13 protein-coding genes, 1 tRNA gene and 1 pseudogene are annotated in these 14,653 nt (G+C 65.0%); 8 read left to right on the top strand and 7 right to left on the bottom strand.

The window, feature by feature from the left end:
• Positions 1-1,104 carry a glutamate--cysteine ligase gene (locus BN3385_RS11620; RefSeq protein WP_059016930.1) on the bottom strand — a complete coding sequence of 368 codons (1,104 nt, stop codon included), beginning with the start codon at positions 1,102-1,104 and terminating at the stop codon, positions 1-3.
• A gap of 62 nt (positions 1,105-1,166) precedes the next feature.
• Here BN3385_RS11620 and BN3385_RS11615 point away from each other — a divergent pair, with 62 nt between their 5' ends.
• The 4 genes and pseudogenes from BN3385_RS11615 to BN3385_RS28115 all read left to right on the top strand — a co-directional run.
• Complete coding sequence (locus BN3385_RS11615) at positions 1,167-2,000, top strand: LLM class F420-dependent oxidoreductase (RefSeq protein WP_059016929.1); 834 nt, start codon at positions 1,167-1,169, stop codon at positions 1,998-2,000.
• A gap of 63 nt (positions 2,001-2,063) precedes the next feature.
• A complete protein-coding gene (locus BN3385_RS11610; protein ID WP_059016928.1) occupies positions 2,064-2,348 on the top strand; it encodes a hypothetical protein in 285 nt (94 codons plus the stop codon).
• A gap of 122 nt (positions 2,349-2,470) precedes the next feature.
• Positions 2,471-2,543: transfer RNA gene (locus tag BN3385_RS11605), tRNA-Arg, on the top strand.
• A 113-nt stretch (positions 2,544-2,656) separates the two neighbouring features.
• Positions 2,657-2,827 (top strand): annotated as a pseudogene (locus BN3385_RS28115) (helix-turn-helix domain-containing protein); the annotation flags it as partial.
• A gap of 401 nt (positions 2,828-3,228) precedes the next feature.
• Here BN3385_RS28115 and BN3385_RS11600 read toward each other — a convergent pair.
• The 5 genes from BN3385_RS11600 to BN3385_RS11580 all read right to left on the bottom strand — a co-directional run bounded on the left by BN3385_RS11600 (position 3,229) and on the right by BN3385_RS11580 (position 9,508).
• Positions 3,229-4,428: a hypothetical protein gene (locus BN3385_RS11600; RefSeq protein WP_059016927.1), complete on the bottom strand. Its 1,200-nt coding sequence runs from the start codon at positions 4,426-4,428 to the stop codon at positions 3,229-3,231.
• 429 nt (positions 4,429-4,857) lie between these two features.
• On the bottom strand, positions 4,858-5,859 hold the full coding sequence (locus BN3385_RS28110; RefSeq protein WP_156432724.1) for a hypothetical protein: 1,002 nt from the start codon (positions 5,857-5,859) through the stop codon (positions 4,858-4,860).
• A 308-nt stretch (positions 5,860-6,167) separates the two neighbouring features.
• Positions 6,168-6,662, bottom strand: coding sequence for an Rv2253 family sensor-like surface protein (locus tag BN3385_RS11590; protein WP_082690431.1), 495 nt, complete (start codon positions 6,660-6,662; stop codon positions 6,168-6,170).
• Positions 6,663-6,684: 22 nt separating this feature from the next.
• Complete coding sequence (locus BN3385_RS11585) at positions 6,685-8,718, bottom strand: glucose PTS transporter subunit IIA (protein WP_059016924.1); 2,034 nt, start codon at positions 8,716-8,718, stop codon at positions 6,685-6,687.
• A gap of 106 nt (positions 8,719-8,824) precedes the next feature.
• Positions 8,825-9,508: an ANTAR domain-containing protein gene (locus BN3385_RS11580; RefSeq protein WP_059016923.1), complete on the bottom strand. Its 684-nt coding sequence runs from the start codon at positions 9,506-9,508 to the stop codon at positions 8,825-8,827.
• Between the two features lie 220 nt (positions 9,509-9,728).
• Here BN3385_RS11580 and BN3385_RS11575 point away from each other — a divergent pair, with 220 nt between their 5' ends.
• The 3 genes from BN3385_RS11575 to BN3385_RS11565 all read left to right on the top strand — a co-directional run bounded on the left by BN3385_RS11575 (position 9,729) and on the right by BN3385_RS11565 (position 13,423).
• Positions 9,729-10,958 (top strand): acetyl-CoA acetyltransferase, encoded by a 1,230-nt coding sequence (locus BN3385_RS11575; protein ID WP_059016922.1) that lies wholly within the window; start codon positions 9,729-9,731, stop codon positions 10,956-10,958.
• Positions 10,958-12,469, top strand: coding sequence for a carotenoid oxygenase family protein (locus BN3385_RS11570; RefSeq protein WP_059016921.1), 1,512 nt, complete (start codon positions 10,958-10,960; stop codon positions 12,467-12,469). Before BN3385_RS11575 ends, BN3385_RS11570 begins: the two co-directional genes overlap by 1 nt.
• Before the next feature lie 69 nt (positions 12,470-12,538).
• Positions 12,539-13,423, top strand: coding sequence for a winged helix-turn-helix transcriptional regulator (locus BN3385_RS11565; RefSeq protein WP_082690693.1), 885 nt, complete (start codon positions 12,539-12,541; stop codon positions 13,421-13,423).
• Here the strand turns inward: BN3385_RS11565 and BN3385_RS11560 are convergent.
• Positions 13,416-14,003, bottom strand: a complete 588-nt coding sequence (locus tag BN3385_RS11560; protein ID WP_059016919.1) for an LpqN/LpqT family lipoprotein — start codon at positions 14,001-14,003, stop codon at positions 13,416-13,418. The genes BN3385_RS11565 and BN3385_RS11560 overlap by 8 nt on opposite strands.
• Before the next feature lie 185 nt (positions 14,004-14,188).
• Between BN3385_RS11560 and BN3385_RS11555 the strand changes: the two genes are divergently transcribed.
• The gene (locus BN3385_RS11555; protein ID WP_059016918.1) at positions 14,189-14,638 is read left to right on the top strand and encodes an Hsp20/alpha crystallin family protein; all 450 of its coding nucleotides are present in this window, start codon (positions 14,189-14,191) and stop codon (positions 14,636-14,638) included.
• The last annotated feature ends 15 nt before the right edge of the window (positions 14,639-14,653 follow it).

Raw genomic sequence — 14,653 nt, 5'->3', positions numbered from 1 at the left:
TCAGACATCCAGCCCCCTGACGGTGGCCGCGGCGGCCTCGGCGAGGACATCGCTGATCTCACCGCGCTGCTGCCAGGCCTGACGCTGGCGCATGGCGCCGTTGCCGTCCTGGAGCAGCCGGGCCACGTCGGCGCGTACCCATTCATCGTCGCCGAGTTCCTGCAGCGCCGGAGCGAGCACGGTGAGCCACTGGCCGAGCACGCGTGCGGTGGGTGCGGTGGCCCAGCCGTCGAGTACGTCGATGGCCTGGCCGTCCAAACCGTCGTGCGCCGATTTCCAGTAGGCGGCGCGCAGGGTGTGGTCACTGACCCGGGGCGGCGGCACGTCGCGGGCGTGCTCGTCGAGTGCGGTCATGACCGCCGCGCGGATCAGAGTGGCCAGCAGGACGGTCTCGGCCACCGTGGCGGGCACGTCGGACACCCGCACCTCCACCGTCGGGAACTTCGCCGACGGCCGGACGTCCCAATAGACCATGCCGTCGTCGAGCATGGCGCCCGAGTCGATCATCATCGCCACCACGGCGTCGTAGTGCTCGGCGGATTCGAAGAACGGCGGTGGCCCGGCGCTGGGCCAGCGGCCCCACAGCACACTGCGCCAGCTGGCGTGCCCGCTGTCGGTGTTGCGGTAGATCGCCGAATTGGCGGTGAGCGCCAACAGCAATGGCAGCCACGGGCGCAGCCGGTTACCGACGTCGATGGCGGCCTCCCGGTCGGGCACCTCGACATGGACGTGACAGCCGCAGATGCCCTGCTCGCTGGCGATCATGCCGAAGCGGTCGCCGATCTCGCGATAGCGCGGGGCGTCGGTGATCGGGAACTCCCGCGGCACCGTCGGCGGAAGGCCGACGGCCAGCAGTGTGGCGCCGGCCTCCTGGGCCGCGTCGGCGGCCACTCGCCTCAAGTGCGTAAGGTGCTGGCGCAGTTGAGAACTCGTCTGCGCCGTCTCGGTGGCGGTCTCAACCTGGCAGGTGGTGAGTTCGAGCTGGAGTTCGACGTCCCGGCGGGCAGCATGGTGCGCAACAGCGGAGTTCCTGGCGACCGGCTCACCGGTGTGGGGGTCGACGAGGAGGAACTCCTCCTCCACACCGACGCTAGGGGCGCTCATCGTGGGAGGTGAGTGCCCGAAACCGCCGTCGGCCAAACCCGGGTGCGTCGTAGCATGACCGGGTGGCCAGGGACTTTCGTTTCGGTATCGGGGTACGGTCGGTCAAATCAGCAGCGAAGCTCCGCGACACCGTGCGCCGCTTCGCCGATCTGGGTTTCGACGTCCTGCACGTGCCCGACCATCTCGGCCGCTTCGGCGTCCCGGCGCCGTTCCCGACAATGGTCGCCGCCGCCGAGGCCGCACCGACCATGCGGGTCGGCACGTTCGTCATCAACGCCGCGTTCTACAAGCCGGCACTGCTGGCCCGCGACGCGATCGCCGTGGACGTGCTCAGCGACGGACGGCTGGACCTCGGGCTGGGCACCGGCTACGTCCGCGAGGAGTTCGAGGCCGCCGAGATCCCCTACCCGAGTGCGGGTGAACGCGTCGACCACCTCCGGCACACCACGAAGTACCTCAAGGACGTCGCGCCGTCGATCCCGATCCTGATCGCCGGCAACGGTGACCGCGTGTTGCGGATCGCCGCGCAGCACGCCGACATCATCGGGCTCACCGGCGGCGGGATCCCCCGCTCGCCCGAGGACGACCCGCTGGCCGAGCGGATCGCGTTCGTGCGCGAGGCCGCCGGTGATCGGTTCGACGACCTTGAGCTCAACATCGCGATCACCGGGGTGCCGACAGATGCCTCCGGGGTGCCGGACCTGCGGCTGACGCGGGGCTACGAACCCGAGGCCACCGACGAGCAGCTGCTGGCGCTGCCGACCGTGCTCAGCGGGACACCGCGCGATATCGCCGACACGCTGCGGGAACGGCGCGACCGCTACGGGGTGACGTACTTCACCGTGCAGGACTACCACGCCGAATACTTCGCCAAGGTCATCGCCGAACTTCGCTGAGCCGTCCGTGGTTTGCCACCCCTGATCGCCGGGAATGGCTCGTGCCGGGAGGCGGGACAAGCGATGACAGCGGTACAGGACACTCTGATGCGACAGCAGTACCCCGGGGACTTCGGCCATGACGAGATCTGGCGGCAAGCCGAGGGGGTGCTTGTTGCGCTCACACGGTGCACCCTGGATGTGGCGGCCGGTGAGATCACCCGGGCCTCCCATCGACATCGCCTCGATGGTGACCGGGTAGCCCGGGCCCTGGTCCGGCTGGCCCAGGACATCGAGCCGGAAGCCGACAGCAACGCCACGGCGGTTGCGCGCTACGAGTGGGGCGCGCTACTGCCGTTCAGGAGGTGAGCATGTTCCGCCGGTTAGTCGACTGGATTCGTCAGGGATACCCCAGCACCGCGCCTGGGCACTGCTACCTGATCGCGCTGTGCGGGGCGGATACCTCGGCCAGGTAAACTCCCAGCCGGTCCGCCCTCGTAGCTCAGGGGATAGAGCACGGCTCTCCTAAAGCCGGTGTCGCATGTTCGAATCATGCCGGGGGCACTGTGTGAGTGTATGGCCTCGGCTGATGCTTGACGTTTCGGCTTCGGGTGATGGGCGACAGTGTTTCGGCTGATGCTTTACAGCTATTTCGGTTGATCCTTGACACTCCCTAGATGAGGGAGTTGAGCGTGGCTGAGCAGCGGTATCAGGCCGTGTTGGCCGTGATCAGTGATGGGTTATCGATTTCGCAGGTCGCCTCGAAGGTGGGGGTGTCGCGACAGACGCTGCATGCGTGGTTGGCCCGCTACGAGGCTGAGGGCCTGGAGGGCTTGGTGGATCGGTCACGCCCCAAGCCAGACTCTAGCGCCGGAAACTTCGTGCCGTCTTTGAGCGTCTGGTGGCAACGGGGAACGGTTGTTCATCCGCGCGCACTCCCGCCCGACCGACAGCGCCACCGCATAAGCCTGGGGAGCAGTGGAACCGCCATGAAACGACCGATTCAAGTTCGAAGGACGATGTCTCTACATTGCCGAACAGTCGCGGACAACGCCCCTACTTCTCTTTTCGGACGCCTTTGAAGCTGCCACCAGATTTCTTGGCCTCGGTGAAGCGCCCAGTAGAGGCATCACGCTTAACCCAGGTTCCAGACGGCGTCCGGACCTGGCTTCGGCCGGTGACCGCTCCGACTCGCGACCCACGGCCTGAGTTCTTAGCCATGTCTCCTCCTTCATCTCAAGATACGGCCCTACTTGGAGAATGTCGCATACAGGTACGACAGTATTGAAGCACCCAACAGCGCAACTACCGCGCAGCCGAGCACCAAGGTGCTGAGCAATCGCAACCGTGACCCAAGCGTCGATGGCTCACGGCCCAGCAGAACGGATGCCGCCAGCGCGGCGGGACCCACGACTAACGCGAGGGTCTTCAGATCGCTGGTCTTCTCGCGCAGCAATACCGTGGCCAATAGCAAGATCAACACTGCCGCAAAATAGGGGACCATCTGCAAGCGTCTAAGCAGAGCCAGTCTAAAACGGAGGTTTACACGATAATCGCGGTCAGCGCCATGCGCATAGAATGACTTTGTTTGTTCATCACTTCTGGACGGGAAAGAGCCATACGCAAACTCATTCTTCCCTGGCTTTAGCGCAGAGAATCCCACGATCCGCACGTTCGGATCAGATAGCTTGAATGTGACGTGGTTACTGAGAGCATCCCGAATCACCAATTCCTGACTACCGACGTTCCGAAATCGGCTTAGCGAAAAGCTGCGCCGCTCAGAGTATTTCACCAAGAACGGCTCATCTACTGGGACCTTCATCGCAGCTATGAGGTCGTAGTAATTTCCGTAATCAGCAAGAGCCTCAAGAAAATCCGAAGCTGCGCTTCCCCTTGGACCGTCCAGCATAGAGATATTCTTCATCTCACGCAGCAACCTCAGGTAGGCGCGTAAACAATCCGTTGCGACGAATTCGTCGAAGCACCCCGTGTCCGAGCCGGTGATTCCGTCACCAAACCAGGCTGGGATTGCAAGAGCAGGTTCTTCGCAGATACTGTATTTCTTAAAATCATCTAGAAATGGACGCAATATCCGTTTACACGCAACTCCGATTGCGCACCATTCCTGCAAGCTCTCAAACGATACCTCCACCCCTACGCCGTCTTTTATATAGTCAGCCATCGAAAAGCCCTCGTCGCCGAAGAGCCAGCCGCTGCTTGAAAAGCCCAATACCTGAACCAGTAGCCGGTACAGCTCGCCGTCAACAGCGCCCCCTGCATTGACAACCAGCTGACGCAAGTACATCGCCTGGCGTTGCGCAATCTCCTGCCGCGGTAGCAGCCAGACGTCTCCGTATGGCCCGCTGATGCTGAAGTCGAGTAAAGGACCTCTGGGGACAGGCGCAACGTTCAGTGCGAGCAGCACCTCACTGTCTTCGGCATCGAGCACGTCGCCGAGAACCGATCGGAGAGGGGCAACCTGAAGTGACCGACGACGAAGGCAATGCGTGGCAGCGTCGATAGTTATCTCTTCTACAACACGGACACGCCAGAGAAACGGCTCAGAGAGAAGCGACACCGTGACCTCGCGGTTGTCGATTAGGTTCTTCACACCTTGCTCGCATCCAGTACGGCGCTAATTCCCATGTAATGTACGGCGCGGCTGGAAATCTGCCCATTCACCGCGCCGCGGCACTCGCGAATGCACGCCGATGGCGCCGACCAATAGATCACCGAAACGGCGCCGCTCCACGGCAAGGCCGACGTGGGCCTAACGTTGCACTGAATCAGCCGGCCATCAGGCCACCCAAGCCCGCAGGTATCAAACCTGCGGGGGCTGAACTGCAACTATGTCCAGTTCAAGGAGATCGCTACCTAACTAATACGCATTCGGCAGCTCAGCGGGGTACCCGTGGGACCACACTTCGATCGTGCCCTGCAAAGAGTCCGGATACAGCAGCGGCCTCTCGGTTCTAATCTCCCAGTTCTGCGCCTGGGCCTCGAACAACGCTACGGCACACTCGGACATCGATACTGCGACATTAACGCCCTCAACGACCATGCGAGACAGGTCTACCTCACCGTTCGGCATATAGTCGAGTGGCCATTTCAGCCCGTGGACAATCGCAGAGCTGACGTTATAGAACGACGTAGCAGCCCGCTCGAACCCGAAATCACCGCGACCATAGGGTCCCGCTGAATCGTGCGTGGGAGGATGGTTGTCAAGCCACTTTGCTGCAGCCGCAACAACATTGGTCTTTCCCAGCACTTTCGCGCCCGGTGTCTGTTGCTTGCCTTTTTCGAGCATTGCAACACGCAAGTCGAACAGTCGCAGGTGTTCCAGCAGATTCTGATACTGAACAGGATCGTTTCTGCCCGGTCCATTCTCGTGCCATTTGCGAGCTGAACTTTGGTATCTTCTTTGTTCTTCAAGCTCCGACGCAGTGAATCGCACGCTGAGACTCCGCCTCACCGCTTGGTCGGTGTTCATTAGGAGCCAAATCGTGGTGGCTGCAGATTCAGTCGCCATCCGACTCAGTGTCAACAGAGAGCCCGCGTGGCTATCGCCGGACCCCTTCCGGCCTTCGGAATCGTCTCTGCCATCAATCAATTCAGCGATAGCTGTGAGGCTGTCGATGCCATTCATGATCGGAAAGAGCGTAGTTCCGCTGACCATGTCACCCGCGTAGTCACTCATGAAGTCCGCATCATCTAAGGCAAGCGAACTGCCCGGATCGATCGGGTTCTGTTTTACACGCATTGCCCAAGCCCGCAGTGCTGCACCGCGCTTCGCCTTCGCTTTGGTGCGCTCAAGGATCTCTAGTGTCTGCGCTCGATTCACCAGAGCGGCGAGTATCTGGATCGGGTAGGGGTTGATCAACTCACCTCCACATGCCCGTTGGCATCAATGGTTTCGGCGCCAGCATCCAATTCGCGAGGGCGCGCCGACAGATTCGTCGCCTCCTCCTCCAATTCGGTGATCTCTTCTAAATCTAGTATGAGAATTTGCGTACATGCGATACGGCCGGTCTTTGTCACCGGGGAGCTGGAGCGATCTGGGATGAATTGACATTGCCGGCAGCCGTGCCGAAACAAACTGTTTTACGACCACAGTGCTGGGACTTGACAACGATTCTCGTAGCAGCATTCTTGTGGTCTAGGTCCTAGGCTCGGTGTGGGCACCATCGACTACACGCGCGTGGCTGTCATGTTGATCTCGAGGGTTCCCTGACAGGCGCCGCTGGCGATGTCGGTGCGCATTGTGCCGACCAGTGATCCGTCGGGCTGCGGGGTGTAGCGCACATCGGCTCGGGCCGGATTCCATTGCGTCGTGCCGTCATCCAGCCGGCATTCCCACTGGAAGTTGTTCACCTGGGTCCAGGACGTTCCGTCCCACGTGAAGCGGACGGGTTGGGGCACCGTGGGGTTCCTCGGCGCGGGGCCGTTGATGATCGTGGCGGTGCACTGCCCGCCGGCGCAGCTCGACTGGAATGTGTAGATGTCGGAGTACTGCTGCTCGGGTTGGCCGGCCGCCAGACTCGTCCCGGACTTCGGACCATCGATGAACGTGATCTCGTAATCGCCGTTCCAGCTCGCGGCGTCGGCCCAGGCAACCGGGGCCATTGGCACCAGGATGACCAACGGCCCAACACAGACGAGCCCGCCCACGCGACCTCGGGTCATCGGCTTCTCCTCCGGGCTGTTCCTATAGCGACGCCTCGGCAGGCGCCGTCGCGGGCGTCACGGTCAACAGCGGCGCGCCCACCGCGATCTCCCCGGCAGGCGCCGCGTCCACCGAGCCGAACTTCTTGCCGTTGAGCACCACGATCGGCGTGATCAGCGGGTAACCCGCCGCCTCGATCACCGCGCGGTCGAACGTCACCAAAGGCGTTCCCGCACTGACCTTTTCCCCCTTGGCCACCTTGACGTCGAAACCCTCACCCTTGAGGGCCACGGTGTCGATGCCGACGTGGATCAGCACCTCGACGCCGCCGTCGAGCACCAGACCGAAGGCATGCCCGGAAGCCGGGACTGCCACCACCACGCCGGCGCCCGGCGCGTAGACCGTGTCGCCGGACGGCTGCACCGCCACGCCCGGGCCCATGGTGCCCTTGCTGAACACCGGGTCCGGCACATCGGCCAACGGCACCACGATGCCCGCCAGCGGGGACAGGATCTCGATGCCCACCCCAGCCTCGTCGGCAGCCTTGGTCTCGGCCGCGGCCACCAACGTGTCGGGGCTGGCCGCACCCCGCGGGCCCTCCAGGTCGGCCACCGGCACACCTGCTGCCACCGCGGCGGCAGCTTGCTCCGGTGAGCGATACCCGGACAGGATCACCAGGATCATCGCGGTGAGGAACGCCGCGGCCACCGCCACGGCGTACAACGCCATGTTGGAGAAGGCAGGAATGGTCAGCAGCGAGGTGAACACGAAGGCCTTGGTGGTCACACCGCCGCCGATGCCGATGATCAGACCGCCCACCAGGCAGCCCACCAGCATGCGTGGATAGATCCGCTTGAACCGCAGATGGATGCCGTACAGCGACGGCTCGGAGATACCGCCGAGCAGGCCCGCGGCCAGTGCGCCGATCGCGGTCTGCCGCATCTGCGCATCGCGCTCCCGCCAGGCCAGGAACAGCACGCCCGCGGTCGCACCGAAGCAGGCGAAGTTCCACGCGCCCATCGGTCCCTGGATGAAGTCGTAGCCCAGGGTCTGGATGTTGATGAGCATGATCGCGTTGATCGGCCAGTGCAGACCCAGCGGCACCATGAAGGGGTAGGCCAGCGGAATCAGGATCGCGAAGATCAGCGGCGAGAAGTCGTTGACCGACTTCAGCAGGCTGCCCAGGCCGGCACCGGTGTAGACACCGATCGGGCCGATCAGGAACGCCGTCAGCGGGATCATGATCAGCATCGACAGGAACGGCACGAAGATCAGCTGGACGTTGTCCGGGATGATCCGCTTGAGGAACTTGTACAGCGGCCCCAGCACCGCGGCCATCAACAGCGGCGGGAACACCTGCGAGCTGTAGTTGAACACCGTCAGCGGCAACCCGAAGATATGCACGATGTCCACCTCGGATCCGAAGACCGTCACCGGGTTGGTGAAGTCCTTGAGTCCGGCGAACCCGGGCAGCATCACGACGGCCATGATCGCGAACCCGACCCACGGGTCGGCGTCGAGTTTCTTCGACGCGTTGTAGGCGATCATCAGCGGCAGGAACACGAACACGCTCTGCCAGCACAGGTTGATGAACTGCCACGACGGCGAGAGCTCGGTCCGCGGGTCGGCCCAGTTCGGGATGACGTGCAGCGTGCTCATCAACGCCATGAAGGTGATGAACAGCGACGCCCCGAGCAGCGCACCGAGGATCGGGCGGAACGAGTCGGAGAGGAATTCGAAGAACGAGTCCAGCCAGGTGAACTTGCCGCGCGGGCCCTTGGCGCGGGCGGCGGCCTTGACGGCGTCGGGGTCGGCGGCGCCGGCCGCGCCCATGCCGGGCAGCGCGAGGATGTCGTTGTAGACGCTCTGTACCGCGCCGCCGATCACCACCTGATAGCGGTCGCCGGCTTGCGGGACGGCACCGAGTACCCCGGGCACCGCCTCGATCTCGGACTGGGTGACGCCCGAGGCGTCGCGCAGTTGGAAGCGCAATCGCGTCGCGCAGTGCGACAGGCCCGCGATGTTCGCGGCCCCTCCGACGCTTCTGACGATCTCGGCAGCGGTGTTCGACGACATCTGGCCCGAACCTTTCCCGGAGAAACCATCCGACCGTGGCGACGGTCGAGTGATCGTATCGACGCAGCGGCATGTCGATACACCGAATCGCGCCGATCTTGTTCGGCTAGGCGCCGCGGGTCTCGATCACCCGGTTGGCGATGTCGATCAGCCGGGTGTTGGTGGACTGGGAGAGCTCGCGCAGCATCTCGAACGCGCGCACCGCGTCGACGTTGAAGCGCTCCATGATCACGCCCTTGGCCTGACCGATCGTGTCGCGGGTGTTCAGTGCCGCCTCCAACTGCTCGCCGTGCCGGCTTGCCAGGATCGCCGAGGCGGCGTGCGCGGCCAGCACGGCGCCGATCGCTTCGGACTCACCGTTGAACGCGTGCGGCGTCAGCCCGAACAGATTGAGCGCGCCCGCGGTGGTCGCACTGGTGTAGAGCTTGAACGACAGCCCGCTGCGCACGCCGAGCTCGGTCACCGCGGCGCTGTACTTCGGCCAGCGCCGCTCCTCGCTGAAATCGTCGGTGCGCACGATCAACTCGTCGACGGCCGCACTGATGCAGGGACCCTCGCCGCACTGCTCCTGCAGCGCGTCGAGTTCGTAGATCAACGGCGAGGTTCCGAACAGCGACTCGTACCTGCCGCCCTTGCCGATCAACAGCACGCCGCACGTGTCGGTACCCGGGATCATCTCGACGGCCGCGGCGGTGACGCCGGCCAGCACGTCGTCGACGGTGCTCGGTGGCGCCGTTGCCCTGGCCAGCTCGGCCATCCGCACGGCGAGGTCGTGGTTGGGCGATGTCATGGGTGTGGAGTTCCCATTCCACGCCGAATTTACGGCCCGGCCCGAAACTCGTAACGTTTGCAGAGCACCTGGCCCGGCAATGCTGGCCTGAAGTGGACGCAGCCGTCGACAGCTACGTCCGCGAGGTCCTGTCGGTTCAGACCGCGAGCCGGCGGGGCCGCCTGGGGCCGGACTGCCCATTTCGGCCCGCTACTCTCTTAGCTGTAGTAGCTTCGGCGAGGTGACGGGCAATGTCTGGATTCTCGGTGGCTACCAAAGCGATTTCGCACGCAACCTGACCCGTGAGGGCCGGGATTTCGCCGGCCTGACCACCGAGGTCGTCGACCTGACACTGGCCGAGGCCATGATCGACGCCGCCGATATCGAGGTCGTGCACGTCGCCAACGCCTTCGGCGAATTGTTCGCCCAACAGGGCCATCTCGGCGCGATGCCGGCCACCGTGCACGAAGGACTGTGGGACACCCCCGCCAGCCGGCACGAGGCGGCCTGCGCCTCGGGCAGTATCGCGATCCTGTCGGCCATGGCCGATCTGCGGGCCGGCAACTACCGCACCGCCCTGGTGGTCGGCGTGGAGCTGGAGAAGACGGTGCCCGGTGACACCGCCGCTCAGCACCTCGGCGCGGCCGCGTGGACGGGTCACGAAGGCCTGAACGCGAAGTACATGTGGCCGTCGATGTTCTCCGACGTCGCCGACGAATACGACCGCCGCTACGGCATCGACGAAGCCCACCTGCGCGGTATCGCGACAGTGAACCTGGCCAACGCCAAACGCAATCCGAACGCCCAGACCCGGGACTGGGAAGTCCCGGATCTGCTGGCCGACGGCGGCGACGACGCGGTCAACCCGCCCGTGGAAGGCCGGATCCGGCGCTACGACTGCAGCCAGATGACCGACGGTGGCTCGGGTGTGGTCCTGGTGAGTGACGCGTTCCTGCGCGAGCACCCCGGGGTGCGCCCGATCGGCCTGATCGAGGGCTGGGGGCATCACACCGTCGGGCTGGGCCTGCGGCAGAAGTTCGAGCGGGACGCCGACAACCCGTACGTCATGCCCCATCTGCGGGCCACCGTGCAGGATGCGCTGCACCGCGCGCAGACCGACCTCGACGGGATCGACGGGATCGAGGTGCACGACTGCTTCACCCCCAGCGAGTACCTCGCGATCGACCACATCGGCCTGACCGGGCCCGGCGAATCCTGGAAGGCCATCGAGAACGGCGACATCGAGATGGGCGGCCGGCTACCGATCAACCCCAGCGGCGGACTCATCGGCGGCGGACATCCGGTCGGCGCCACCGGAATCCGGATGCTGCTCGACGCCGCGAAACAGGTCAGTGGGCTGGCCGGTGACTATCAGGTCGAGGGAGCGCGCCGGTTCGCCACCCTCAACCTCGGCGGCAGCACCGCCACCACGGTCAGTTTCGTGGTCGGATCGGGAGAGGCTGTGGCGTAATGGATCTCGAGGTCGTCGGCAAGTTCCTGTCCACCCTCCCCGAGGACGACGACCACCCGTATCGCACCGGACCGTGGCGTCCGCAGAACACCGAGTGGCGGGTGCAGGATCCCACCGTCGTCGACGGTGAGATCCCCGCCGACCTCGACGGCGTGTACCTGCGCAACACCGAGAACCCGTTGCATCCGGCACTGAAGTCCTACCATCCGTTCGACGGCGACGGCATGGTGCACATCGTCGGCTTCCGGGACGGAAAGGCGTTCTACCGCAACCGCTTTGTCCGCACCGACGGTTTCGAGGCGGAGAACGCCGCCGGCGGCCCGCTGTGGCCGGGGCTGGCCGAGCCGCTGTCGCTGGCCAAGGTGGACTACGGCTGGGGCGCGCGCACCCTGCTCAAGGATGCCTCGAGCACCGACGTGATCGTGCACCGGGGCACCGCGCTGACGAGCTTCTACCAGTGCGGCGACCTCTACCGCGTCGATCCCTACAGCGGCGACACCCTGGGCAAGGAAACCTGGGGCGGCGCCTTCCCCGGCGAGGGGGTCTCGGCGCATCCCAAGGTCGACGAACGCACCGACGAGATGATGTTCTTCAACTACTCCAAGCAGGCCCCGTACATGCACTACGGGGTGGTGGATCGGACCAACCGGCTGGTGCACTACACCGAGGTCCCGCTACCCGGCCCGCGACTGCCGCACGATATGGCGTTCACCCGGAACTACGCCATTCTCAACGACTTTCCGCTGTTCTGGGAACCGGAGATGCTCGAGCGCGATATCCACATGGCGCGCTTCCACCGCGACATGCCGTCGCGCTTCGCCGTCCTGCCCCGCCGCGGAGGGGGCGAAATCCAATGGTTCGAGGCCGAACCCACCTTCGTGCTGCACTTCGTCAACGCCTACGAGGACGGTGACGAGATCGTGCTCGACGGGTTCTTCCAAGGCGATCCCGAGCCGCCCGACAACGGCACCGGCACCAAGTGGCAGCGGGCGTTCCGGTTCCTCGCCCTGGACCGGATGCAGGCCCGGTTACACCGCTGGCGGCTCAACCTGGTCACCGGCGGGCTCACCGAAGAACCGTTGTCGGAGAACATCTCCGAGTTCGGGATGATCAACGGCGGCTACGGCGGCGAGCCGTACCGCTACACCTATGCGGCCACCGGCAAGCCGGGCTGGTTCCTGTTCGACGGCCTGATCCGCCACGACGTGGTCAGCGGAACCGAGGAGCGGATCAGCTTCGGCGACGGCGTCTACGGCAGTGAGACCGCGATGGCACCCCGGGTGGGCAGCAGGGCCGAGGACGACGGCTATCTGGTCACCCTCACCACCGACATGAACGCCGACGCGTCCTACTGCCTGGTGTTCGACGCCGCGCGTATCTCCGACGGCCCGGTGTGCAAGCTTCAACTGCCTGAACGGATTTCCAGCGGCACCCATGCGACGTGGGTGTCGGGTCACTCGCTGCGCCGCTGGCATACCGCCGACTCTCCTGCCGAGGCGGTCGGTCTGTAAGTGTCCCACCTCATCGACGCCGACGCCCCCGTGGTCCTGGCGCCCGACGGCACGAATGCCATCGGGCGGATGCTCGGACTGCTGGGCGACGAATGGAACCTGCTGATCATCCAGCAGGCGCTGATGGGTGCCAGCCGCTACAGCCAGTTCATGGCGCGGTTGCCGATCTCCAATTCCGTTCTGACCAACCGGCTTCGGATCCTGGTCCGCGATGGCCTGCTGGCCCGTCGCGAGCACGCCTCGACGCGGGCGCGCACCGAGTATCTGGTGACGGCACGCAGCCGCTCCCTGTGGCCGGCGCTGCTGTCGATCTGGGAGTGGGAACGCAACTGGGTGGCCGAGCACCGCGCCACCCTGCCCGCGATGCACCATCAGCTGTGCGGTCAGCCGTTCGCCCCTGTACTGCGCTGCGATGCCTGCCACGCGCCGGCCGAACACCTCGACGTCACCCTGAGCCTGGGGCCCAGCGGTACCTGGGAACGCTGCGCCCCCGCCGCGGCAACCCGCCGCCGCTCGGAGTCCGATGCCGGCGGCCGCGATGCCGGCATGTTCCCCGAGACCATGAGCGTGCTCGGAAACCGTTGGGCTGCAGCGCTGTTGCTGGCAGCGTTCCTGGGCAGCACCCGGTTCACCGACTTCCAGTCCCAGCTCGGGGCGCCGCCAAGCCTGCTGGCCGAGCGGCTGCAGACGTTCTGCGGGATCGGGGTGTTCACCACCTCCCCCGCCGAGCGCAGCGGCCCGGAGCGGGCCGCCTACCTGCTCACCGACAAGGGCCGGGCGTTCTTCCCGGTTCTAGTGGCCGCCGTGCAATGGGCGCAGTGGTGGTTCCAGGCCCCCGAGGGACCCGCCCTGATGCTGCATCACCGCGGCTGCGGATCACCGTTCACCGGCGAGCTGGCCTGTGATCAGTGCGCGCAGCGGCTGGCCGGCGTGCACGTCGGCACGCTCACTTAGGCGGAATGATCTGAAATCCCTTGATGATCGCCGCGGAATCGGCGGCATACGTCGGGTTATCGGCCTTGATGCTCTGCACGGTGACCGTGGCGATGTAGTTGACGTCACCGGAGGCGAACACCGTCGCCAGCGAGGTCGCCTTGCGGGCCGGGATCTTGCCCATGGCCGGCGCGGTGTAGGTGGTGGCCTGCGCGGGTGATCCGCACACCTGGCCCGGCGTGGAGGCCATGTCCTTGACCTTCAGCTTGGTTTTCAGCTGCTGGTTCTGGGCGTCCAGAATCTGCTGCGGCTTGCCCACATCGGTGCCGACCTTCTGCAGGGTCACCACGGCGTTGGGGGTGAACCCGTCGGCTGACAGGCCCGGATTGCGCAGCGCGTAGCGGATGGTCTCGGAGTCCAGCTTGTCGGTGCGCTCCCAACCTTGCGGCTGCGGGATGCGCATCCGGGGCTCCTGGTCGGTGCGGGTGGGGATGTCGGTCATCGGTACCGACACCTCATCGCACTTCGCCGCCGCCGGCTTGTTCTCTTCCGAGCAGCCGGCCACCGACATCGCCAGCGCGGCCGCCATCGCCACCGCCATGGGTGCTACTACATTGCGCAATCTGAACCCCTTCGAAGCCCGCCACAGCCTACCCGTGGCGTCGGCGAATCCGGCGAAAAAGTGTTAGCACTCTCGGGCTTCGAGTGCTAATCTCGGGACCAGCACAGTGATGGTCGCCCGCCAGGGTGGCGGGCTCCACGAGTAGGCGCAGGAGGTGAGTTGCTGTGCTCCGCTTCGATCCGTTCAGTGACCTTGACGCCGTAACCCGGGGCCTGCTGAGCAGCCAGTCCGGAAGCGACCGCAGTCCCCGGTTCATGCCCATGGATCTCTACAAGGTCGACGACCACTACGTCCTGACCGCCGATCTGCCCGGTGTCGATCCCGGCTCGGTCGATGTCAGCGTCGACAACGGCACCCTGACCTTGACTGCCCACCGCTCGTCGCGCTCCGAGGATTCGGTGCAGTGGCTGGCCAGCGAGAGATTCTTCGGCACCTACCGCCGCCAGTTGTCGCTCGGCGACGGTATCGACACCACCCGGATCAGCGCCACCTACGAAAACGGCGTGCTGACCGTGACCATCCCACTGGCCGAACGTGCCAAGCCGCGCCGCATCGAGGTCTCGCATGCCGCCGGTAGCAGGCCGATCCAGCCCACCACCATCGAATCATCCTGACCGACAGCGTGTTCC

The sequence above is a fragment of the Mycobacterium sp. M26 genome (assembly GCF_001494595.1).
Taxonomy (GTDB): domain Bacteria; phylum Actinomycetota; class Actinomycetes; order Mycobacteriales; family Mycobacteriaceae; genus Mycobacterium.
Note: the sequence above shows the minus strand (reverse complement) of the source record. Positions and strands in the feature narration are given on the sequence as shown.